The organism is Lyngbya sp. PCC 8106, from assembly GCF_000169095.1.
In the GTDB taxonomy this organism is placed as follows: Bacteria; Cyanobacteriota; Cyanobacteriia; order Cyanobacteriales; family Microcoleaceae; genus Capilliphycus.
Genome location: NZ_AAVU01000010.1, coordinates 147752 through 171036, shown reverse-complemented (window position 1 = coordinate 171036; position 23285 = coordinate 147752). Strand labels below are relative to the sequence as shown.

Annotated in this window: 17 protein-coding genes and 1 CRISPR repeat array; of the genes, 6 read left to right on the top strand and 11 right to left on the bottom strand. The window is 41.6% G+C overall.

Going from position 1 to position 23285, the window contains the following annotated elements; all coding sequences use genetic code 11:
- Window positions 1-892, top strand: an 892-nt coding sequence (locus tag L8106_RS09410) for an amidohydrolase family protein (protein ID WP_009784031.1), incomplete at its 5' end; no start/stop codon positions are given.
- Window positions 893-1013: 121 nt separating this feature from the next.
- Here the strand turns inward: L8106_RS09410 and L8106_RS29515 are convergent.
- Window positions 1014-1571: a hypothetical protein gene (locus L8106_RS29515; RefSeq protein WP_050779097.1), complete on the bottom strand. Its 558-nt coding sequence runs from the start codon at window positions 1569-1571 to the stop codon at window positions 1014-1016.
- A 212-nt stretch (window positions 1572-1783) separates the two neighbouring features.
- Window positions 1784-2221: a hypothetical protein gene (locus tag L8106_RS09400; protein WP_009784029.1), complete on the bottom strand. Its 438-nt coding sequence runs from the start codon at window positions 2219-2221 to the stop codon at window positions 1784-1786.
- A 322-nt stretch (window positions 2222-2543) separates the two neighbouring features.
- On the opposite strand from L8106_RS09400, the gene sat reads away from it, so the two are divergent.
- The 3 genes from sat to L8106_RS29510 all read left to right on the top strand — a co-directional run bounded on the left by sat (window position 2544) and on the right by L8106_RS29510 (window position 7835).
- On the top strand, window positions 2544-3710 hold the full coding sequence (gene sat / locus L8106_RS09395; RefSeq protein ID WP_009784028.1) for a sulfate adenylyltransferase: 1167 nt from the start codon (window positions 2544-2546) through the stop codon (window positions 3708-3710).
- A gap of 750 nt (window positions 3711-4460) precedes the next feature.
- Window positions 4461-6815 (top strand): caspase family protein, encoded by a 2355-nt coding sequence (locus L8106_RS09390; RefSeq protein WP_009784027.1) that lies wholly within the window; start codon window positions 4461-4463, stop codon window positions 6813-6815.
- Between the two features lie 21 nt (window positions 6816-6836).
- Window positions 6837-7835 (top strand): S-layer homology domain-containing protein, encoded by a 999-nt coding sequence (locus L8106_RS29510; RefSeq protein WP_009784026.1) that lies wholly within the window; start codon window positions 6837-6839, stop codon window positions 7833-7835.
- Between the two features lie 85 nt (window positions 7836-7920).
- Here the strand turns inward: L8106_RS29510 and L8106_RS09380 are convergent, their stop codons facing one another.
- The 3 genes from L8106_RS09380 to dacB all read right to left on the bottom strand — a co-directional run bounded on the left by L8106_RS09380 (window position 7921) and on the right by dacB (window position 11842).
- Complete coding sequence (locus L8106_RS09380) at window positions 7921-9510, bottom strand: bifunctional UDP-sugar hydrolase/5'-nucleotidase (RefSeq protein ID WP_039895834.1); 1590 nt, start codon at window positions 9508-9510, stop codon at window positions 7921-7923.
- A 144-nt stretch (window positions 9511-9654) separates the two neighbouring features.
- Window positions 9655-9999, bottom strand: a complete 345-nt coding sequence (locus L8106_RS09375; protein WP_009784024.1) for a hypothetical protein — start codon at window positions 9997-9999, stop codon at window positions 9655-9657.
- Window positions 10000-10390: 391 nt separating this feature from the next.
- A complete protein-coding gene (gene dacB / locus L8106_RS09370; protein WP_232228452.1) occupies window positions 10391-11842 on the bottom strand; it encodes a D-alanyl-D-alanine carboxypeptidase/D-alanyl-D-alanine-endopeptidase in 1452 nt (483 codons plus the stop codon).
- 154 nt (window positions 11843-11996) lie between these two features.
- Between dacB and L8106_RS09365 the strand changes: the two genes are divergently transcribed.
- Window positions 11997-12983: an aldo/keto reductase gene (locus L8106_RS09365; RefSeq protein WP_009784022.1), complete on the top strand. Its 987-nt coding sequence runs from the start codon at window positions 11997-11999 to the stop codon at window positions 12981-12983.
- Between the two features lie 171 nt (window positions 12984-13154).
- On the opposite strand, the gene L8106_RS09360 is transcribed toward L8106_RS09365, so the two are convergent.
- The 6 genes from L8106_RS09360 to L8106_RS09325 form a co-directional block, all read right to left on the bottom strand.
- The gene (locus L8106_RS09360) at window positions 13155-13454 is read right to left on the bottom strand and encodes a DUF4377 domain-containing protein (protein ID WP_009784021.1); all 300 of its coding nucleotides are present in this window, start codon (window positions 13452-13454) and stop codon (window positions 13155-13157) included.
- 101 nt (window positions 13455-13555) lie between these two features.
- Complete coding sequence (locus L8106_RS09355; protein ID WP_156803627.1) at window positions 13556-13777, bottom strand: META domain-containing protein; 222 nt, start codon at window positions 13775-13777, stop codon at window positions 13556-13558.
- Complete coding sequence (locus L8106_RS29505; RefSeq protein ID WP_083798388.1) at window positions 13774-14634, bottom strand: META domain-containing protein; 861 nt, start codon at window positions 14632-14634, stop codon at window positions 13774-13776. The genes L8106_RS09355 and L8106_RS29505 overlap by 4 nt, the downstream gene beginning before the upstream one ends.
- A 192-nt stretch (window positions 14635-14826) precedes the next feature.
- Window positions 14827-15732, bottom strand: coding sequence for an SH3 domain-containing protein (locus tag L8106_RS29500; protein WP_009784017.1), 906 nt, complete (start codon window positions 15730-15732; stop codon window positions 14827-14829).
- 257 nt (window positions 15733-15989) lie between these two features.
- A complete protein-coding gene (locus L8106_RS09330) occupies window positions 15990-17660 on the bottom strand; it encodes an ABC transporter substrate-binding protein (RefSeq protein WP_009784016.1) in 1671 nt (556 codons plus the stop codon).
- Window positions 17661-17980: 320 nt separating this feature from the next.
- Window positions 17981-21602: a CRISPR direct-repeat array (repeat unit 37 nt; unit sequence CTCGAAATCACCTATAATCCCTATTAGGGATTGAAAC).
- A gap of 21 nt (window positions 21603-21623) precedes the next feature.
- The gene (locus L8106_RS09325) at window positions 21624-22397 is read right to left on the bottom strand and encodes a GDSL-type esterase/lipase family protein (RefSeq protein WP_009784014.1); all 774 of its coding nucleotides are present in this window, start codon (window positions 22395-22397) and stop codon (window positions 21624-21626) included.
- A 498-nt stretch (window positions 22398-22895) separates the two neighbouring features.
- Between L8106_RS09325 and L8106_RS09315 the strand changes: the two genes are divergently transcribed.
- Window positions 22896-23171 (top strand): glutaredoxin family protein, encoded by a 276-nt coding sequence (locus tag L8106_RS09315; protein ID WP_009784013.1) that lies wholly within the window; start codon window positions 22896-22898, stop codon window positions 23169-23171.
- The last annotated feature ends 114 nt before the right edge of the window (window positions 23172-23285 follow it).

Below are 23285 nucleotides of genomic sequence, written 5' to 3'. Positions count from 1 at the left end.
AGATGTGAGCGAGTCAAATTTAATCGCATTAAAGGCTTTGTTAGCCGTTCGAGAAGAAGTCAAAGACTGGATAACCTTACAAATTGTAGCGTTTCCTCAAGATGGTATTTATAGTCGCCCCGAGAATGAATTATTACTGGAAAAAGCATTAGATTTAGGTGTAGATGCGGTGGGGGGAATTCCTCACTATGAGTTAACCCGAGAAGATGGCGTGAAATCGGTTCACCGTATCTTTGAACTCGCTCAAAAATATAATTGTTTAATTGATATTCACTGCGATGAAATTGATGATGATCAATCTCGGTTTTTAGAAGTTGTTGCAGCTTGTGCAATTAGAACCGAAATTGGGGATAAAGTTACCGCTAGCCATACAACCGCTTTTGCGTCTTATAATAATGCCTATGCGTTGAAATTGATGGGATTCTTAAAGCGATCAAATATTAATTTTATTGCTAATCCTCTGATTAATATTACCCTACAAGGTCGTAGCGATACCTATCCGAAACGTCGAGGAGTGACACGAGTTAAAGAATTATGGCAACAGGGATTAAATGTGAGCTTAGGACATGATTGTGTACAAGATCCCTGGTATAGTTTAGGAACAGGTGATTTATTAGATGTGGCTCACATGGCGGTTCATGTCTGTCAAATGACTGGAATTTCAGAAATTGAAGCGTGTTATAATATGATTACTTGGAATGGTGCAAAAACGCTTTCACTCAGCGAACAATACGGGATAGAAATCGACCAAACGGCTAATTTTATTATCCTAGATGCACAAGATCGTTTTAACGCTATTCGTAAACGAGCAACTGTGCAGTATGTTTTTTCTAAAGGTCAATTATTAGTAGAAACTGAACCGGAAAAAACAATCTTTCATGCAACATCTTGACAAGCAGAATAGTCAGGTTTTCGGTTCCAGGAAGTCAGGACAGGTTAATCAATGTTGTTTGCGAAAAACATATTTTTGTATAGAACCCGTCCCAACGCTCACGAGTCACTAAAATTGTAGATTAATAATCGACCCTTCTTCTATACTGTTCGTAGGGATTTTGAGGATCAACGCGGTAATAGTTATCGCTTCTGCTGCGATTACGGCGATTATCGTAACGACGGTCATTGTCATAACGACTATCTCTCATGCGATCATCACGACGGTCATTCGTGTCGTAGCGTCTATCAAAACGATCATTACGACCATTGCGATCATTGCGACCATTCGAGCTATCATAGCGTTTTTTCCATTCCTTTTCATCTCGATCAAGTTGTTTATCAAGTTCTCGATGAGCATCGCGAATGACTTTCTCTTTCTGTTGCTGAGACAAACGGGAGTTATGAGGTCTATTCATCTCGTCGTTCATCTGGCGATCAAGTTCCCGATGACGCTCATCGCGATATCGATCCCAAGCTTCATCTTCTCGGCTATCGGCGAGCAATACCCCTTCGCTTTGTACCGTATGATCAAAATTGCGATCGCTACGAGTTTCACGCCGACTATCAGGAGATGCAAAGGCGGGAATTGTTAAACAGGTGGTGAGTAAGAGTGTGACGATCGCTAAAGTGCGTTTCATGTCTGCCTCCATGGAGTCGATAAACTGGCTAGTTCTTTTTTCTAAAGTTAAGATGTGAAACCCAGTATCTAACTTCACCCAAATTGGGGAAGTTTAAAGTTGGCAACTAATGCTCTATTCTCTATTGTATCAGTCGAATAGTCACAGAGAATTGTTCCCCATCTCTAGAGCAAGTCTACACTCCATAGAAGGTTAAATGATTGGACTGATCCTTACTTTTGCTGTTGATAGAAACGCAAGACCTTCTGAGTGTATTCAGCCGTCTGACCACTATTGTATTGATTGGGATCTCCGGTCATCCACCAGGCTGCGGCTCGACGAATTGCCACTTCTTCACTGTTACCACTGTTGGGATATTCTTCTTTGAGAACATCTTCCATGACACAGCCTAATACTTCTCTGGCTTTGCGATCATTGGCTTCAAACTGAGCGGGTGTCATTTCCTGGCCAGTACACAGTCTAGACCAACGAGGGATGTTATCCGGCTTGATCTGCCAATCTGTGTACAATCCATCGTTTTCAGTTCCCGTCTGTGGTGCCGCTAAACGTAAGGCTTCAACTAACGCTTGGACTTGAGTGCTGGAGACTTGAGCGTGAGCCGGAAGCATCCATAGCAAAACAATGACTAATAGTTTCCAATTTACTCGCATCGTTTACTCCTTCACCCTGGTGTGGTCAGTCTATTTTGCTTCTAGGATACCTGTTTTAACACATTTTAAAATCCTTCTGCCGACAGAACTCAGTTGCTTTTCCGGTTGATGTACGCTTTAACTTGACAAATTTCATATTTTATGAGTGTGCTTTTCCCCGGAGAGAATAGTGGACAGACTCAACGGCGATCGCCTGTTTTGACAATCAAATTATCACAAATAGGTATATTTACATAAAACCACTGGGCGATCACAGGTTAAGATAAGTAGTCAGAAAAACTTAATATTTTCTCTAACTTGTCGTTCACCTAGAGAGGTCCCCTTGAGTCAGCAGAAAGACGCAATTGCTCCCCACGGTGGAGAACTAATTAACCGCATTGCCTCCCCTGAAAAACGGCAGGAATTTCTCGAAAAAGCCGACTTCCTACCTGTCGTTCAACTCGATGAGCGATCGCTGTCCGACCTAGAAATGATTGCCATCGGTGGATTTAGCCCTTTAACAGGCTTCATGGAACAGGCAGACTATGAAACAGTCGTCAGTGATATGCGCCTGAGTAACGGCTCACCTTGGTCTGTTCCGATTACCTTGTCCGTTAGCCAAGAGGTGGCAACACCCTTAGTCGAAGGAAATTTCATTCGTCTAAACTCTCCTAGCGGTAAGTTTGTCGGTGTCCTCAAGCTGACACAGAAATATACTTACGACAAAGAAAAAGAAGCTCTCAACGTCTATCGGACGACAGAAGACAAGCACCCAGGTGTAAAAGTCGTCTACGAACAAGGGCCGATTAATCTGGCTGGCCCCGTGTGGTTACTGGAGCGTGATGATCACCCCTTATTCCCCCAATATCAGCTTGATCCTGCCGTATCTCGGGCTTTATTTTGGGAAAGAGGATGGAAAACCATTGTGGGTTTCCAAACCCGTAACCCCATCCACCGCGCTCACGAATACATTCAAAAGTGTGCTTTAGAAACCGTTGACGGTTTATTTTTGCATCCCCTTGTCGGAGCAACGAAGTCCGATGACATTCCTGCGGATGTGCGGATGCGCTGCTACGAAATTTTGATGGCAGGGTATTATCCCAAAGATCGGGTCATTTTAGCAATCAACCCGGCTGCCATGCGTTATGCAGGCCCGAGAGAAGCGATTTTCCATGCGCTCGTCCGCAAAAACTACGGTTGCACTCACTTTATTGTGGGTCGTGATCATGCAGGTGTCGGTGATTATTATGGCACCTATGATGCTCAACATATTTTCGAGGAGTTTGAACCCTCGGAGTTGGGGATCATCCCGATGAAATTTGAACACGCCTTCTACTGTACCCTCAGTGGTGGGATGGCAACCAGCAAAACCAGTCCGAGTAAACCCGAACAACGGATTCACCTGTCTGGAACCAAAGTTCGGGAAATGTTGCGTCGGGGTGAAATGCCACCGCCGGAATTCTCTCGTCCTGAAGTCGCGGCAGAATTAGTTAAAGCTATGCAGGGTTAAGTCTGTCAGTCAGATTTCAGTTTGGCTTTGGAGTTGATCAGAACTTCCCTTTCTTCCTGTGCTGATTAGTAATCTTCAAATAGTCTGAGGATGAACCTCAGCATACCTATCCTCTTAAGGCAAGGGTGCATCTAGGATTAAGGGGATTGTCGCTATTACACCGAATTATTTATATAAAATCAACTGAGAGCTTAAATTTTTAGATCACCTCTTAATCCCAGCAGGACTGTTTGATTGGCGTGGAGATCGGGAAATTTGCCTTTTCACCCGATCAAGTGCGACCATTTTTGCGGTGAGACTAAAATAGCCCGGGCTTAATCCCCAGGGGTTTTTACTGATCAATGAACTGACAAGTCTCTGAGAAAATTGCAGGTATAGGGGTATATTGATGGCATGAAGCACGATACAATTTCAGGCAGTGCGGTTAAGTTTGGCTCGATTATGCCGATCAGGGGTTGAGTGGATGGATGAACTTCTTCACTCAAAGTAGAGAGCTGTTAAAATGCTAGAAACTGCCGCTTACCAATTGAGTTCAGTCGGTCTTTGAGAGATCGTCAGGTGAAAAGGCTCAAAACAATAGATCATAAAAGGACAAAGGAAAGCAAGTTTAACATTTGCTAACCTGACCTATTGAGGAAAATAGCTGGATTGATGGAACAATCGTTGAGCATCCTCGACCTAGTATGGTATTCAATGAAGTGAAAAAAGTGAGAAGTTTTCAGCAGCCGGGTAGGATGTCAGGGAGAGAGAATGGGACTACAACGACGGGAATTTCTGCAACGGGCTAGTCTACTGCTAGCAGCACTGGGAATCAGTGAAACACAATGGTGGATGGGTAGCGAACGCTATTACCAAGCCCTCGCTCAACCCACTCGCCGGAAGTTAGCATTGCTGGTCGGAATCAATCAATATCCAGCCAGTAATGGCGGTTTTGAGCCGTTACGAGGGTGCATTACTGATATCGAACTTCAACGAGAACTCTTGACCTGTCGCTTTGGGTTCCAAGATTCAGATATTATCACGCTGAGTAATCTTGAGGCGACTCGTGAAAATATTGAAAATGCCTTTATTACTCATCTGATCGAACAAGCGAAACCGGGTGATGTCGTTGTTTTTCATTTCAGTGGCTATGGGAGTTCTATTCCCCGCTCAAATTCAACGACCAATTCCTCAATGAGTCAGAATGCTTTAGTGCCTGTTGATGGGACTTCTAGCACCGCAGAAGATGGCGAGATTAATGACTTACTAGAGGATACACTCTGGTTACTGCTGCGATCGCTGCCGACTCATCAAGTTATTACAATTCTGGACACCAGCTATGCTTATCCGGGATTTAGCCAACAGGGGGCTTTTCACATTCGCTCGAGTGCGAGTCCCAATACTTCTAAAATCTCCCAAGCTGAACAAGATTTTCAAGATCAACTCTTGTCTCAATTGAACTTATCGAGAGAACAACTCGAAAAACGCCGTCCCAATCAATTTCCGGGTATTGTTCTCAGTGGAACTAAACCTTCACAAGTCGCTGTTGAAATTAACTGGGATAACTGGAGTGCGGGATTATTTACCCATACTCTCACCCAAACCCTCTGGTCAGCATTTCCCGCTGATAGCTTGCAATCGAGTTTAATTCAAGTTGCAGGTGTGGTTGAACAAACGATGGGTGTTGCTCAACAACCCCAACTCTACAAAGAACTCTCCTCGGGTTCAGAATCCCGTCTGACAGATAAACCGCTGGCTCTGAAAAATTTATTATCCAACTCCTCTGGCGCAGGTGGAGTCATCAAGGCGGTAGAAGATAATGGCAAAACCGCTAAACTCTTGTTGACTGGTCTACCTGCATCGATTTTAGAGTATTATGAAGCGAATTCTCTTTACACCGTTTTACCGGACTCCGAATCTGAGGTGAGTCCGATTCTGTCTCAACTGTTGATTCGCTCTCGCACGGGTTTAACGGCAAAAGCAACAGTCCGCAGTATTGGAAGTGGTAACTCGACCTTACCCGAAATCAAAGCCAGACAACGGGTGAAAGAAGCGATTCGTGTCCTTCCCCGACAAATTGACTTGAAGGTTGCTCTAGACCCCAAACTTGCTCGGATTGAACGGGTTGATGCAACCAGCGCTTTTTCGGGAATTGCCGATGTGTCTATCGTCACGAACGACCAACCTGCTGATTTTATTCTCGGTCGGGTACGAGATACAGCGATTGCTCAAAGTCCTTCTGCACCTCTGCCCTCGATGTTTCAAGGCCGTTATGGTTTATTCTCGATGGGACAGGCGGTTTTACCGGAAAGTGTCGGAGAAGGCGGAGAGGCGGTAAAAATTGCCGTACAGCGACTGGTTCCTCAACTAAAAACCCGACTGGCGGCGAAACTCCTTAACCTCACCCAAAATGATCAGTCTTCGTTAATGAGGGCGAGAACGACATTTGCTTTACTCACCCCTCAAGCGAAAGTCCTGATGAGTCGAGAAACCCCTCAAAGTGAAAATGAGGCCAGTCCAACTCAACCGCAAGCAGATCAACCCCCCAGTAATCCGTCATCGTCGTCTGTGAAACCCTCGATGAGTCAAGGTATTGTGTCGGTTCCTGTCGGCAGTCGAGTACAGTACCAGTTGCAAAATAACGGCAATTTACCTCTCTATTTTATCTGGTTTCATCTCAATACTCGCGGACAAGCCTATCTTCTCGATCCGGTTTTGGAAGAGACAGAAACTAATGAGGAATTCGGGAATGTACCTCGACAAAAACGGGTTTCTCCCGGTAAAACCATGAGTTTACCTTCGAGTGCTTCTTTTGAAAATACAGCATCTACAGAGACGGTTGGACAAATGGTAAGAGGGCCTGCCGGATTAGCAGAAACTTATCTGGTTGTTAGTCATTATCCTTTTACTAAGGCTCTGAAAGCGATTGAGAAAACAAAGACAATGGGAAGCGGAAATACAAAGTTATTTTTATTATCTAATCCTCTAGAAGTCGCTGAAGCGGTGTTAGAAGATTTGAGTAACGCAAGTCAGCTTGGTGTTGAACGGGCGGGTATTTCCACTGATGATTTAGCCTTAGATATTAATGCTTGGGCAACATTTAATTTTATTTATCGTGTGATTTAAGTCTTTCACGCACAATTAGAGATGTTTTCTGATATTCAAGACCACTGGGCGCAATCATCTATTCTTGCTTTGAAAGAGCGATCGCGCTTTAGTGGCTATCCTGACGGCAGGTTTCGCCCTCAAGCTTCTCTAACTCGGGCTGAATTTGCTTCCCTAATGTGTGGGGCGTTTCCCCAAGCGGAGGAGGTACGATCAGCAATTCCATTTCGGGATGTTCCCCAAACTCATTGGGCTTTTGAAAGTATCCAAACAGCGACAAAAAAGCGGTTTTTTAGCGGATATCCCGATGGAACATTTCAGCCGGAACAACCCCTTCCTCGAGTTCAAGCGATCGCTGTTTTGGGATCTGCCCTCTACTTTCAGTCTGAAGCCGAACCGATGGCAATTCTCAATCGAAATTTTGAGGATGCCAGGAATATTCCGAGTTATGCCAGAGGGCTTGTTGCTGCGGCTACTCGGCGGGGAATTGTGGTCAATTTTCCGGCAATTCGACAACTTAATTCTAATCAAAATTCAACACGGGGAGAGATTGCCACGTTGTTATGTCGGGCGCTGAAAATCGATGCTGTTCCCCACCAATATATTGTAATGGATGTTTTAGAAACGGGGAAAAAACGGCGAATATTTGGGGAATCTCCCGAGAAAATTGCTGAATATTTTGGTCATCCTCTCCAGGAAGAAGTCAGAGACGAGAATTTTGTGATTAGATATCCGTTTGATCGCCATCCTGGTGTGCTGTTTGAAATTACCTTTCAAAGCAACCAAGCTACTGCTATTTTTTATCAGTTGACTCCTAACTTTCCTGATTTTGATCAGATGTATTCTGATGATTCTCAGGAATTATTTCAAGTTATCTTTGGGTACAAAAATCCGATCAATCGTCAAATTGATTCAAGTTCCGGTTGTGGCTTTTATGGGGCAACGGTTTGTATGGGAGATGGTATTCAACTCAATACCTTTGAAGCCGGAGTGGGTTTAATTGAACGAGGATTTAAGTTAGATCCCGCTTGTGAACATTAGGGGTAAAGATCATAAAAATAGAGGTCTAAAATTAAACCTCTACTCATGATGATTTGATTTTAAATCCATCCTTCACCGACTCAAGTTAGACATTTTTCGGTACAATTCTATTTTCTGCTTTGAGGTTTAATGGGGATTGATTCCGAATATAATCGATCACCACATCGGCTAGTAAAAATCCGGTATCAACTTGATTTTCACCTGCTTCAAAAATCTTGTAACCATCGCCTCCACCCATCATAAAATCATTCGTGACGACTCGATAGGTTGCATTGAGATCTAGAGGCTGTTCTTTTCCTTTTTCATCCCTCACTTGTACAGAAACAACTCGAGAACCTGGGGGTGCTTTAGGATTCCAAGTAAACCGGATTCCTGAAACATGAGGGAAACATCCTTCTCCTTGTTCAACTTGGCTAACTCCATGTTCTAAGGCTTGTTTAATTTGTGTTCCTGTTAAATCTAATCGAGTCACAGTATTTCCAAACGGTAAGACTTCTAACACTTGACTCACTGTAACTTCACCTGCGGGAATACTCGCCCGAATTCCACCCCCATTGACAATCGCAAGTTGACCATTATCAACGCGCATTTTATCTAAAATCGCATCCGCAATTAAATTGCCTAAATTTGTTTCTTGGGTGCGAATATTAGCGCGATCACCATCTAATTTAACTGTCGTTTTTCCGACAACTTGTTGACGCAAATCATCGAGGGGTTTTTTGAATTCATCCAGTTGAGCAACAAAAGTTTCATCTGCTTTAATATTACCATCAACTGCATGGGGCGAACCCTGCCAATTTATCAGATGACCTTTTGAATCAAAACTAACTTGTAAATCCCCTAAATACTTACCCCATTCCCAATCAGTTACTAATAAAACCGTTTCGCCATTGGGTGTTTTTTCAACCACTGGATACGGTTCAGTCGCGCCGGGCATATTACCTAAAGGCGTATGAGAATGTCCGCCAATAATAATATCAATTCCATCGACTTTACGGGCTAATTCTTTGTCATTGGAAAAGCCTAAATGAGTGAGGGCAATAATTTTATTAACACCCTGTTTTTGTAACGCTGTAACAGCTTTTTGGGCGGCATCAACTTCCGGGGTAAAAACAACACCTTCTCCGGGACTTGATAAAAGTGCTGTTTCGGCTGTCGTTAAGCCGAGAATGCCGATTTTTTGACCCTTGACTTCCTGCACAATCCAAGGTTTAATTAAACCTGAAAGGGGTGAATTTGCAGCAACCTCAATATTAGCTGAAACCATCGGAAATTTAGCTTTTTTGATGAAGTCCGCGAGAACTTGTTGACCTTGATCAAATTCGTGGTTTCCAACAGCAACGGCTGCATAATTCAACTCATTATAAAAAGGTAAGTCGGCTTTACCCAAGTATTTATTGAAATACAAAGTCCCTTGAAAAATATCCCCCGCATCTAATACCAATGTAGGGGCTTTGTCCTCACTCCGCAGCGAGTCAATTAAGGTTTTACGTTGAGCAATACCCCCAAGAGTTGTCTCACCCACTTCAACAGCTTCGAGGTGAGCATGATGATCATTCGTGTGTAAAACTCGCAGACTAAACTCCTGGGGACGGGTGACAGCGTTATGGAGTGCTATACCCATTAACATTGTCCACAGAAACAGAACAATGTAAGTACGCCGTTTCCATTTCATAATGCCTCCTGGTCGGTAATTTTTGGTTTGACAGCGTTCTGAGTAGGCTTTTTCGGTCTGTCATTGCAAAAATCCGGAAGCTTTTAGCATCTATCCTAGAGTGCAGCTCGCGACCGAAGTTTTTATTAAGATTGCACCCTTTTCTTACAAGTTTACCTGAGATTTGTTAGTTTGAGCAATAAATTGTGGATCATCTGGTGTCACTTGAGGGGCTTGATAATCAATATCTTTATAAACTGTTTTTAAATGTTCTTCTTCTGCTGTTTGGTTAATCACTTGAAATTGTTCGGGATAAAGCAATACATTCTCATAGTCAAAGCCTCCAAATGCAGCTTCGTCTTTTATTTTCAAATCAACGCCATAGGCTTCTTTCGGACGTTCATAATATTCGGTCACAGTACCAATCGTTCCTTTGGGAATCAAGCGTTTGCTAAACTTTTCTTGAATATCAACTAGAGTTTCGATTCTCTCATAAATCTGGGCTTTCATAGGTTTTATCTTGAAAAGAATTGACGGATTTGAGCGATGAGTTTGCGAAACTTGATTCCCAGCTTGGGGGATGGGGTTGGCGATCGCAATTTTGTCACTCTTGAGATTAGATACATCTTATCTGATAGTGGGATGAATTGCATCTAAATTTAAAAAATATCAGATTTTGCTTTGATCGTAGTTGGGTACAGTTGGAAAACTTTCAACAGGGTAGGTATTTCAACGCTAGCCCACCCTAACCATAACAGCTTGGTCTTTTTTGACTCCTGTTGTTCAACTCGTATATCTGTTTGAATTCATTGAACAGCAACTTCTAAATTCAGGAGATTGAATAATTAAAGCGAAGATCAAGTTAAAAAACAAAGCAAAGGCTAGGATCTAAAACTCAAACTCAACACCCTTTTAATTGACTTAATAAAATCACAATCTGATCAATTGCTTGTCTTAACTCCGCAGTTGATAAATTTGAGTGATTCACCAGAATACTAAACACCAACGGTTGATAATTGGGGGGATTAATATATCCTGCTAACGCCGAAATTCCGGTTAAAGTTCCTGTTTTTGCCGACACAATTCCGGCGGCTGTTGTATTTTGAAATCGCCTTTTTAACGTTCCGGTTTCTCCAGCGACAGATAAGGATTTTTGATAAATTTCAAACTGAGGTGAATTTGCCATACCAACTAACACTTGAGTTAACGCTTCTGGACTGACTAAATTATGACGAGATAAACCTGAACCATCTACTAAACGATAACCTTCTGGATCAACTCCTAAGCGGGTTAAAATTGTTTGCATCGCAGTTAATCCTGTTTCGACTGCATCTAAACTCGGTTGTTGTACACCTAAAATTCTCAGTAACGCCTCCGCAAAAATATTATTACTATCTAGATTTGTTGTTTGAATTAATTCAGCAAGAGGTGGAGATTCAACCCTCGCTAATTCTGGATCAGAATATTGATAATTCGAGACAATACTTGTTTTTAATACTCGAATTCCTTGCATTTCTAGAATCTGTCTAAATTCTTGGATAAAATTCTTTGTCGGTTCAACAACTGCGGCATAAACAGGTTCTGGTTCCGAACCGACTCGCAACTGTCCAGAAACATCAATAATGGGTTGGGTGAGATCTCGTCCAATTTCCACAAACTCCCGTTGATTTTTTGAGACGGTGATTGTATTATTTCTGATTTGCCATCCTTTCCCCTGTTGAGGACTCACCCAAGTCACTTTTAAGGGTTGATTAATCCTTTGTGGGGATAAGATTAAATCCAGTGAATTTTGATTCAAAATTAAACTATTAACAGGCGCACCATATCCCGCTTGAATATCTTCCCATTCCCAATTGGGATGAACTGCAAAACCCGGAAAATATCCCTGATCAGCAATTAATTGATTAACCTGAGTTATGCCTTGATTTTTGAGTTGTTCAGCTAAATCTTTTAACTGAGTTGTCGTTAAACTCGGATCACCCCGTCCGACAATATAAAGATTTCCTTTGGCATCTCCATAAATCGAAGTTGGAATGCGATAATTAGAGGAAAGTTGAGATAAAGCTGCTGCTGTTGTCATTAGCTTAACAGTAGAAGCCGGGATAAAATAATGTTCCGCATCTCGATGATAAAGTTCTCGATTTTGAGATAATGTTTTGAGAGAAATTCCCCAACGAAAACGTTTAAATTGAGGGCGGTTGAGAATTGTATCGATTTGAGGGTTTAATTGTTGTTCACAGATCAAAGCTGAGGACTGGGGTTGAGGAGGTGAAGATTGGCTGATCGCAGTAGAAGCAAACCCCAACACAAGAAATAAACTGATTAAAATAGAGGTGATCCAAAAATTGCTCAATCTCCCTCGAATGACTGATTTTAACGAAGACCGAAAGCTTGGGGTTGTCACGTTGAGAAATCTAGATTAAAAAATATAGGTAAAATAAATAATGAATTCTCAATTTTGAGAATCTCGCTAAGTTTAAATTGCTGTTAACCAATCACTGTAAAATATGACACGTAAAACCACACGACGCAAGTTTTTAATGACAGGGGTTGCTGTTGCAGGCGGCATTGTTGGGAGTACAGCATTACAGCAACGACAGTCTCAAGTGACCGCTCGTTCTGCAATTCAAGTCCCTGATACCGCAACGATGCCAGAACGAGTCTTAGGGAAAACAGGCGTAACATTGCCCATTTTTGGTTTAGGAGGTGCCGGACAAACCCCCCTTTCCAAACCAGGACGAGAAGCTGAAGCCGTCGCCCAAGTAGAAGCAGCATTAAAGCTCGGAATTCGCTACTTTGATACAGCAGCCAGCTATGGGCCAAGTGAAGAACATATGGGGAAAGTTTTACCCCCTTACCGTTCCAAAATCTTTCTGACGACTAAAACAGCTCAACGCGATCGCGATGGGGCTTGGAGAGAATTAGAGCGCTCGCTAAAACGCCTGAATACAGATTACCTTGATTCGTGGCAATTGCATCATGTTTCTTTCTCAGAAACTTTAGACGAAATCTTTGGGGCGAATGGAGCAATTAAAGCCGTCGAAGAAGCGAAAGAACAGGGAATTATTAAATACACAGGCATTACCGGACATCACGAACCGGATATTATTGCTGAAGGTTTGCGTCGTTATCCATTTGATACAACATTAGTTTCTATTAATGCGGCAGATATTCATCATCCTCGACCTTTTTCTAAGACGGTTTTACCTGTAGCCCAAGAAAAAAATGTGGGTGTAATTGCGATGAAAGTTCCGGCTTATGGACGATTAATTCGTAGTGGAGTTTTAGAAGGAATGCACCAAGCGATGGGCTATGTTTTGTCTTTGGCGGGGGTGCATTGTTGTATTATTGCCGCAGAAACCGTTGAACAATTAGAATCGAATTTTAAAGTTGCTCAAGCGTTTCAAACGCTTACATCCGAAGAAATGGCAGCTATTGAAAAACGTACCGCAGTCGCTTGGCAAGATAATACATTTTTCCGGGCTTGGACGTAAGAATAGTTTCCCCCTCACTTTCTGTTTTGGGGCGACTGTGTATATAGAAGTCTTTGGTTTATTACCGCCCCCTAAATCCCCCAAAATTGGGGGACTTGGCGGATTCTTTCCTCAGAATGAGGATGTGTGTACACGGTAAGTTTCTCGGAAAGGGGGTGAACAGATCAACTGTTAATTGACGGGGGTTTTACTGAGAACTTCGAGCAAACTCCATTGAAATAAAGAAGCATCAGCCGGGGGATTATCAACAATTTTCTCGGCGATCCGAATTTTGTAATCATACCCAGGTTCATATTCAAATCCGGTGATGGCATCATAAAATAATATCCATTCTTCTTCAGGATTTTCTCGAACCTGTAAACAGTTCTGAGGAGCAACTCCAGTACAGGGAACAGTTTTTGAGTCTACATAAACGACTCGTTCTTCTGTGGTAGAACTCATGGTTTTTACTTGTTCACTTTGAAATGTCATAGAACCAGAACCTCACTTTGTATTGTAATATATTTGCAGTTGATTTGAGCGTTGATTTTGTTTGATTCTGCCCCTCTAATGCCATCAAAATCCTGTGATTTTTACTCCATAATTGCAAGCATATCGGCCATTTTGGGTGAAGCAACAGATGTTACCTTCAGTGTTTTACCTTTTGTTTGGTAAGCTATTCTGTATTGGTTGCAACCGGACTTCCCGGCTCGGCGATCGCTTGCAAATATTGCCTGGATTTGAGTGTCCTCAATCGGCTTTTTTGGAGTCCCAGAATTATCCCAGGCGGTGATCATCCAAGTTGTATTGATCAACGTTGTATTGGTTGAGGGGCAAATGTCATCACACCCGATCCTCGCTGGGCTTGATAAGAGATTTTCAGTTGACCTTGAGGGCTAATTTCATACCATTGGGCGTTCTCTAATGCTGTCAGATACTGAAACTCTTGTCGCATAATCTCTGATGGACAAGCTTTGCGTGTTGTCGCTAGAGGATTAATACTAAGTTTATTCCCCTCCTTTGTATAATTGGTCATGTACTGGTTACAACTGCTAAAACCCTTGACCTGATCTTCTGTAAAGTTAACAGTAATTTCCGTTTCTTTCAAGGTAACTCTCGAAATCGTTGCTTCTTCTAAGGAAACTAAAACCCAAGTTTGAGTCTCTAACTGACCGATTGGTTGAGGTGTAAATGTCATTACCCCTGATTCCTGTTCTGTTGTGTAAGAAATGAGCAGACCTTGATCATTCATTTCATATTGCTGCACTCCTTCTAAAGCAGCAAGATAGGCAGATTCTCGATCCATAAGATCTCCCATACAGGCTTTGCGAGTGGTGATACCGGGTGTAATTTGGAGTTGATTACCTTCTGTTTTGTAGGAGGCAATATATCGATTACAACTGGCATTTCCTTTCACCTGACCCTCAACAAAATTGGCTGTGATCGGTTCTGTTGTTTCTAACAAATTGCTGTTGTTTTCAGTCCTCCAATTGACTAATATCCAAGAAGTTCCCTCTAAGGATGTTGGTGAAGCTGAATCTGTCGGATTTTCGGAGACGATTGGAGTTGCTAAAACAGTATGTTGACTCTCAATCACTAACCCCGAAAAGAGTCCAATTGTTAGGAGTAAACCCGTTATACTGTGACCAAGCTTTAACGTGTAACTGTTCATCTTGAACTCTTTTAATCCTCCCTGACTCAAGCTTCTTGTTGTTTCCTTCAAACTCTTGAATGACAAATCCGCCCATCTTGTAAATTTTAGATAAGAATTCCCTGAATTCCAATTCTGATCCCCAGAAAATCATCTTCTTAACCCTGATTTTATCGTGCTTTTCAGTCACTTATCTTCCTCAGACAACAACCCCTAAATGACATCAATCGTGCGAACGGATCTGACGTTACGAGTTCTGGGGTCAAAGTTAATATCTATTCCTAATCGACCCCGATCTAACTTCACTACACCGGGATCAGTTTCCACAACTCTCCACCCTTGCGATCGCAAACTACGCACAACTGCATTGATATCTTGACCGACAAATTCTTGAGTAGGATTATTTGAACTTCCCATGCGGGATTCCCCATTAAAACTAATCGAAAATGGCTGACCATCGAGACGACCATCTCCATAGATGCGATTAATCGAATTATTCAGCCCATACTCAATATCAATAGTTCCTGAAGCATCTGCATTTCCTGAATTCTCAACATCGATCACCAAAGTATAAGCATCTCGTCGATCCAAATCTCCACTTAAGCGAATTAACCGATTATCATCTAAGCGAAACGCTAATTCGACTTGATCTCCGTCATCGACATTCGCCGTCACCTGGGTAATCTCCCAACCTGAACGTCCTGAGATCTGAAATGTTCCTTCTCCCCGTTGGGACAACTGCATCGACTCCCCTCGGCTAGAACCTATCTCTCCGACTCGAATATTTTCACCCGGAATCCAACCCATCTCCCCAGATTCTCTAAATTTCACCTCATACCACATTTCTCCCTCACGGGATTGGGTTTCCTTGAGGATTTCGACCCGATCTCCGACTAACCCTGAACCTCGAACTCGCGATCGCCAACTGGGTTCTGTGCGTAAGTTAATTCTGGCGTTGGGATTACGATCAATTAATACTGCTTCTGCTTGTGAAACCCTTGTCCGCCTTTGATTTCGATTCTCTTGGGCGATCGCTGTCGGAGGTTCTAAAATAACGGTACCGACTCCCCCGACAACCACTGTACAAAAGGCTGCTAATAAAATGGATTTGATTTTCATTTTGTATTCCCCCCAAGGTTAAGTTAATCTGATTTGATTTACTTCTAGAATATCGCCCGAAAGAGGAGTTGACTTCCTTCAGTTGGATGATCCCAATTGATTAATTTTTCTCCTCCATTCGGATGATTCTCCTCAAAGCTTCCGGATGTTCTCTCCGGTTATCCTTTCTCTTTGACGTCTCTCTTTTGCGAATTGTTCCTTGAGGGAAATAACACCAAAATACCCAATTATATTATACAGCAAATCCGGATAAATTGCTAGGATTTGCTAATTTTCCAGAACGGCAATTGTTGAGTAATTTGGGGTTGAATTCCACTAATATTGTTATCAGCAAAGATGAAGTTTTTATCTTGCCAAATAGGAATATAGGGAACATCTTTGAGCAGAATAGCTTGTAACTCATCAAATATTAATTGTCTGGCTTGGGGGTCTTGTTCTTGACGCTGTTGATCGATCAATTCATTGACGCGATAACTGTAATAAAATGATCCCTGAGATTGAGTTGCTCCCTTTGTGCAGCCTGTTGTGGGTGAACCTTCGGCACAATCTAAAAACGGTTGCAAATAGTTATCTGCATCTAGAAAGTCTGCATACCAATCTAACAAAAATGTCGGATAAACTCCTTTATCCAAATTCTCAAAAGCGGTTGTGGCTTCTACTCCTTTGAGTTCGAGTTGTAACACCCCGTCTAACTTTTCAGTCGCTAAGGCTTTGAGGGTACTGGCTAAAGTTGCTCGTTTGTTATTTCCCGAGGCATACCAAACCTCAACAACGGCAGGATTTTCAGGAGTATATCCCGCTTGATTTAACAATGCTTTTGCTTTTTCGACATTGGCATCTCCATAACTGTCTTTGAATACGGGTTTATAGGCATCAAACGTAGTGGGGATCAAGCTATAAAGGGGTTCTCCCTGTCCGCGTAATACTCGTTCATTAATCAAATTGCGGTCAATAATTGCGGCTAAGGCTTGGCGAACTTCTAGCTTATTCAACGGTTCAGAATTGAGATTGAGAACCATATAATTAATAGTATTACCATCAGCGGCGATCATCTGCCATTTGCCTTTTTCGACTTCTCCTTGTAAACTAATAACTTGATCGGGATCAAGAGAAAGATAAGCAATATCTACTGCATCACTGCGAAACGAATTGAATAAATTGGCAGAACTAGAAAAGCGTTGAATATCAATTCCGGGGTTTTGGGGCTTTTCACCCCAATATTGATCGAAGACATCCAAACGAATGACATCAACTCCATTTTCTGCGAGTTTATATGGCCCAGTTCCCACCAGGGTTTGAGGTTGAAATTTACCCGCCCCCAACTCATAGGCTTCGGGAGACACCGCCAAAGTACCCGCCACCGCGAGTAAGTTAGGAAATGCTGCAAAAGGCTGTTTTAATATAATCGTCAGTTCATAGTCGCCCGTTGCTTCGACAGACTTCACCGTATCAGCGAGTAAAAAGGCAGGTTGTCCCCCATTTTCAATAAACCGTTTGAGGGAAAACGCCATCGCCTCAGCATTAAACGGAGTATCATCATGGAAAACAACATCCTGACGCACACCGATAGTATAAGTTAGCCCATCTTCGCTAACGGTGGGTAAAGCGGTGGCTAACTGGGGGATGAGTGTTGTGGTTCCCTGTTCGTAGGTGTACAAGCGATCGCCGACATTGTAAAAGATATCATTAGAAAGGGCATCGTAGGCGTCGGCCGGATCGAGAGTGCGAATTTTGAGAGTTGTCCCCATCGTAATTCGTCCAGGGTTTGTCTGGGAAGCGGGAGAGTTGGTTTGAGTTGAACGAGGAGTACAGCTTACTGCCAAAAACCAGCACAAACAGAATAAACTGATCAGGTGTAAGATAGACTGACCTCGACGACGGGGAAACCATCGCGACTGAAGGGTTTGATTTAGAGATCTTGCGAACATTGGCTTTTTGATTTTATCAATTCTGAACTTTCGATAATAGCCGATAAGTGTCTCTGTCTTCTTTTGATCTACGGGTGACTCTACATCGTTTTTTGCGCCCGAGGGTAGGTGTAGAATTTTGATAATGGTTTTCAAGGGCGCGATCGCTGATGGCGTCTGGGTTTGCGGTTGTTCTGAAAATTGAGGGGTGGGCGCATCCCTCTGTGTAAGGGTTTCAGCGTTTTTGACAAATCTGAGATGATCAGGTATTATAGTTTTAGTCGCACCAGGCGCAACTGCTCCTCGAAAACTAAATATATTAAGGGTTTCAGAATGCCGCTCTCGAAATCACCTATAATCCCTATTAGGGATTGAAACATCTTCAGCGACAGTGATTAAGTCTTCTTCAGCGTCTTCGACTCGAAATCACCTATAATCCCTATTAGGGATTGAAACTTGTTGGTTAATGGTTATTGACTAGGGATCGCCGTCCTCGAAATCACCTATAATCCCTATTAGGGATTGAAACCAAACCGTTTAAACCTTTTATTCCGAATCGCTTCTCGAAATCACCTATAATCCCTATTAGGGATTGAAACTTATTATCCCGATGATACTACGATTATACCTGAATCGGAACTCGAAATCACCTATAATCCCTATTAGGGATTGAAACGCATTGCAATTTGAGCTTTAGTTGCAATCTGTTCTCGAAATCACCTATAATCCCTATTAGGGATTGAAACACTACAGTTGGCGGTGTTGTTGGTAATCAAATCCGCCACTCGAAATCACCTATAATCCCTATTAGGGATTGAAACTTCGGAGGATTGGGAACAGGTTTCGGACTATTTATTAAACTCGAAATCACCTATAATCCCTATTAGGGATTGAAACAACGAACTTGGCGATTTTTCGCAAACTTAATCGATGCTCGAAATCACCTATAATCCCTATTAGGGATTGAAACGTTTCTTCGGCGGATAAAACTCAGTGCTTTTCCTCGAAATCACCTATAATCCCTATTAGGGATTGAAACATTACTCTTGCTGTTCTAGAAAGGTCTGCACTGCCTCGAAATCACCTATAATCCCTATTAGGGATTGAAACTAATATCAAGTTCAAGTTCGTTAGCAACATTTACTCGAAATCACCTATAATCCCTATTAGGGATTGAAACAAGCAAATTTTGACATTATCCGCTCACCGTATAAACTCGAAATCACCTATAATCCCTATTAGGGATTGAAACCTCTGGGTTTTGAATTAATCTCCACTGATTGTCCTCGAAATCACCTATAATCCCTATTAGGGATTGAAACATACACTAAACAATCTGACACCGATTACATTGTGCTAGTTCTCGAAATCACCTATAATCCCTATTAGGGATTGAAACTTCTTTAATCTCCATGTAGAAGTTTTCGGGATCTTCCTGCTCGAAATCACCTATAATCCCTATTAGGGATTGAAACCTCGAATTATTGGGGTTTTTACGTCTAACACTTGAGCCTCGAAATCACCTATAATCCCTATTAGGGATTGAAACCAAAAGCCAACGACCGGAAAGAATCACCAAAACCAGTAACCGCTCGAAATCACCTATAATCCCTATTAGGGATTGAAACCAAGATTACTGAAGATTATACCCTAACTGCACCTCTCGAAATCACCTATAATCCCTATTAGGGATTGAAACCACCAATTGGAAAATCAAGCACGGTGAGGATGGCTCGAAATCACCTATAATCCCTATTAGGGATTGAAACTTCTTAAATTTAAACTAAAAAGTTCGGAATTCCTCGAAATCACCTATAATCCCTATTAGGGATTGAAACTTTATACTGCTCAGATTTCATTTCAACCATGCTTGCTCGAAATCACCTATAATCCCTATTAGGGATTGAAACAATTCTCGGTAGACTTCCGGTGATGGTTTCTCTCCGTGCAACTCTAGATACTCGAAATCACCTATAATCCCTATTAGGGATTGAAACATTGTCAATTAATCCTTTAATTGAAACTAGACCGCTCGAAATCACCTATAATCCCTATTAGGGATTGAAACGTCTCTGACTGGAAATCAGGGGCGCATTTAATCTCGAAATCACCTATAATCCCTATTAGGGATTGAAACAACCGTATGTTGCTCAGGTGCTTGTATTTTTCACTCGAAATAACCTATAATCCCTATTAGGGATTGAAACAGCAGATTTCAAACAAACGAGCTAAGGGTGAACGCTCGAAATCACCTATAATCCCTATTAGGGATTGAAACATGTCAACGGCAACGCCGTAGCTAATATAAATGCTCGAAATAACCTATAATCCCTATTAGGGATTGAAACTTTACTCACGACTTCCATCACTTCAGCATCAATCGATTCTCGAAATAACCTATAATCCCTATTAGGGATTGAAACTCTAATTTGTAATCAATAGCTGTATCTTGGCGGCTCGAAATAACCTATAATCCCTATTAGGGATTGAAACTAGACATTTTTACCCCGCGCTGAAGAAGTAGCAGTAGAAACTCGAAATAACCTATAATCCCTATTAGGGATTGAAACCCAGTCGGAGACATTCGGCGGCTAGTTCGGGGCGTTCAACGCTCGAAATAACCTATAATCCCTATTAGGGATTGAAACATTATCAATTTGTAAAAGGTATTGTAACAGAAAACTCGAAATAACCTATAATCCCTATTAGGGATTGAAACTATTGGAACCAGAAGCCGAACCTGATAAAACCGCTCGAAATAACCTATAATCCCTATTAGGGATTGAAACGGATAACATTAGGGCTGAACCCACAGAAGGGCAGGCTCGAAATAACCTATAATCCCTATTAGGGATTGAAACTTCCCCAAGTGTCATGTTTGCTCATTCTATTTATTCCTCGAAATAACCTATAATCCCTATTAGGGATTGAAACTTTATTGATTTGTGATCCGATTAAAGAATCTAAATTCTCGAAATAACCTATAATCCCTATTAGGGATTGAAACGAAAGCAATTCAGCTATTTAGATATCAAAACAGCTCGAAATAACCTATAATCCCTATTAGGGATTGAAACAATGGTTTATGCCTTTGCCGATTAGGATCAATAGCTTTAACTCGAAATAACCTATAATCCCTATTAGGGATTGAAACATCCTCAACGGTCTCGAACAGTTGGTTGAACCATTCTCGAAATCACCTATAATCCCTATTAGGGATTGAAACGACCGACAACTAAGAACACAAACCGATTATACTCGAAATCACCTATAATCCCTATTAGGGATTGAAACCTACTTTATATAATTCGCCATCGTTGATCGTTGTTAGGTCTCGAAATCACCTATAATCCCTATTAGGGATTGAAACAATTAAATATCTATCAGCACCCATTTTTCCCCAGCTCGAAATCACCTATAATCCCTATTAGGGATTGAAACAATAGACATCACCTCCTTACATTCCCCTGATCGGCTCGAAATCACCTATAATCCCTATTAGGGATTGAAACGAAAACATCACAAAATCAATCTCAGCGTCTAAAACCTCGAAATCACCTATAATCCCTATTAGGGATTGAAACAATAAAATGGCATCCCTGGGGATGAACTCGAAAAATCCTCGAAATCACCTATAATCCCTATTAGGGATTGAAACTAGAACTCAACTAGCTTTGCTTCGCCTGCCTTGGTCAAGAACTCGAAATCACCTATAATCCCTATTAGGGATTGAAACCTACAACAGCAGAGAAGCTTGAGTAGTTGAAATTCTCGAAATCACCTATAATCCCTATTAGGGATTGAAACTTGAAGACCTTAGCCGCAGCAGAAATGCCCATTGGAGTGACTCGAAATCACCTATAATCCCTATTAGGGATTGAAACTTGAAGACTTTAGCGGCGGCGCTAATCCCCATGGGAGTAATTCTCTAAATAACCTATAATCCCTATTAGGGATTGAAACGCTATATAATCATAATTCATATTAACCCTCAGTCGTAGAAAGCTTGAGGGAGTTTAACAACAACACTAACTCTTGGTTTAGAACCTCATATCCTTGCGAGTTTAAATGTAATTCATCCTTTGTATATTTTCGCTTGATAGCGCCTTGTTCATCAGCAAGAACCGAAAACGCATCAAATACAATCACATCTTCACTCGCCAAACTGTTAATATAAACATTAACCTGTTCAATCGCCTGACTCACATCATCTGACCAAAATGGTTTACGTTCAAGGGGAATTTCCCCAACTGGAAAAATAGTGGTGATCAAAACAATAGCACCTAAAGCTTTTGAATCTTCTACAATTTTCTGGATATTAGCTTGACAGTCAGCAATCGTTAATTCTTTTCGCATTGGAAATAATGGAATAGTTTTTAAATCATTAACTCCGACTTGAATTAACACTATATCCGGCTTTAGAGGGGTAATATGTTGTTCAAATCGTTTAACTGTTTGTATCGATGTCTGAGAACCAATTCCCCGATTAATAAACTCATATTCCTCAAGATCTGGCGATCGCCAATCCGCCGCTCTGGAGTCTCCAAAAAAGACTAAACGGACTTGAGAATTTGCTTTTGAGGGTGGGTTTGAGTCTGGGAAATATTGGTTCCAACCCAAGGGATCTAAACGAGTAAGATTGAGTTCGAGGTAGTATTTTTTAGCTAGGTTAAATAACAAGAAATTTACAGTAATTGAACCTGCAAGTATTGCTAAAACGAAAAGTGTTAACAAAATACGAGATTTGTTGGATGTCATCGATTTGTCCTCAGAATAGCTTCGTGAATAGAAGTTGATCGGGTCAATTCAATTTTATCTTTTTGATTCAACGATTGTCTAGGTTGAGGTTCAACAGATGAACTGAGACTTTTTCTGACTGATCATTTTGGGTTAAACTATTGCTCCCTCAATGATGATCGCGGAAACAAATTGTCACCCCTATTGCTTGAAATTCAAAATCATTGATTAGCATTTTGTTAGAAACATTATATTTAAAACTTCTAATCATTCTCAAAAAATCAGCCAAAAAGTTAAAATTATTCAATAAATTGTCACTAAAGCCTATCCTCTCGACTGAGATGTAATTGCTGAAGGAATCGAAACCGATGAACGGAGAGAACTGCTTCAGGAACTCGACTGTGTAATGGGTCAAGGATATCTCTTTTTGAAACTTATCAATCCCGAATAGGTGATACAATTTCTGGTAAACTCATAACAGATAGAGTCAGGAGTCCTAATAGAGTATGAGGGTGTAAAATGCTGTTAATTCTTTATAGCAAACCGGGTTGTCATTTGTGCGAAGGATTACAAGAAAAATTAGAACAAATTCTCGCCGATCCTGAAAGTGAATGTAAATTTGAGCTAGAAGTGCGAGATATTACCACTCAAGAGGACTGGTTCAAAGCCTATGAGTATGATATTCCGGTTTTGTGTAGACAACGGGATTATCAGTGTGGTGAAGAACCTCTACCTCGCGCTTCTCCCCGGATTACTCCTCAGCAATTAGATATGATGTTACGGAAGTATCTCTAAAAAGAGGGTATTGAAAAAAGGGCGGAGTCAGCTAAAGTGTCGAGACTTAGGATCGGGTTCATCTATATTTCGGCAGGAGACCCACGCCATAAGTCTGAGTTGGCGATAGGAGGA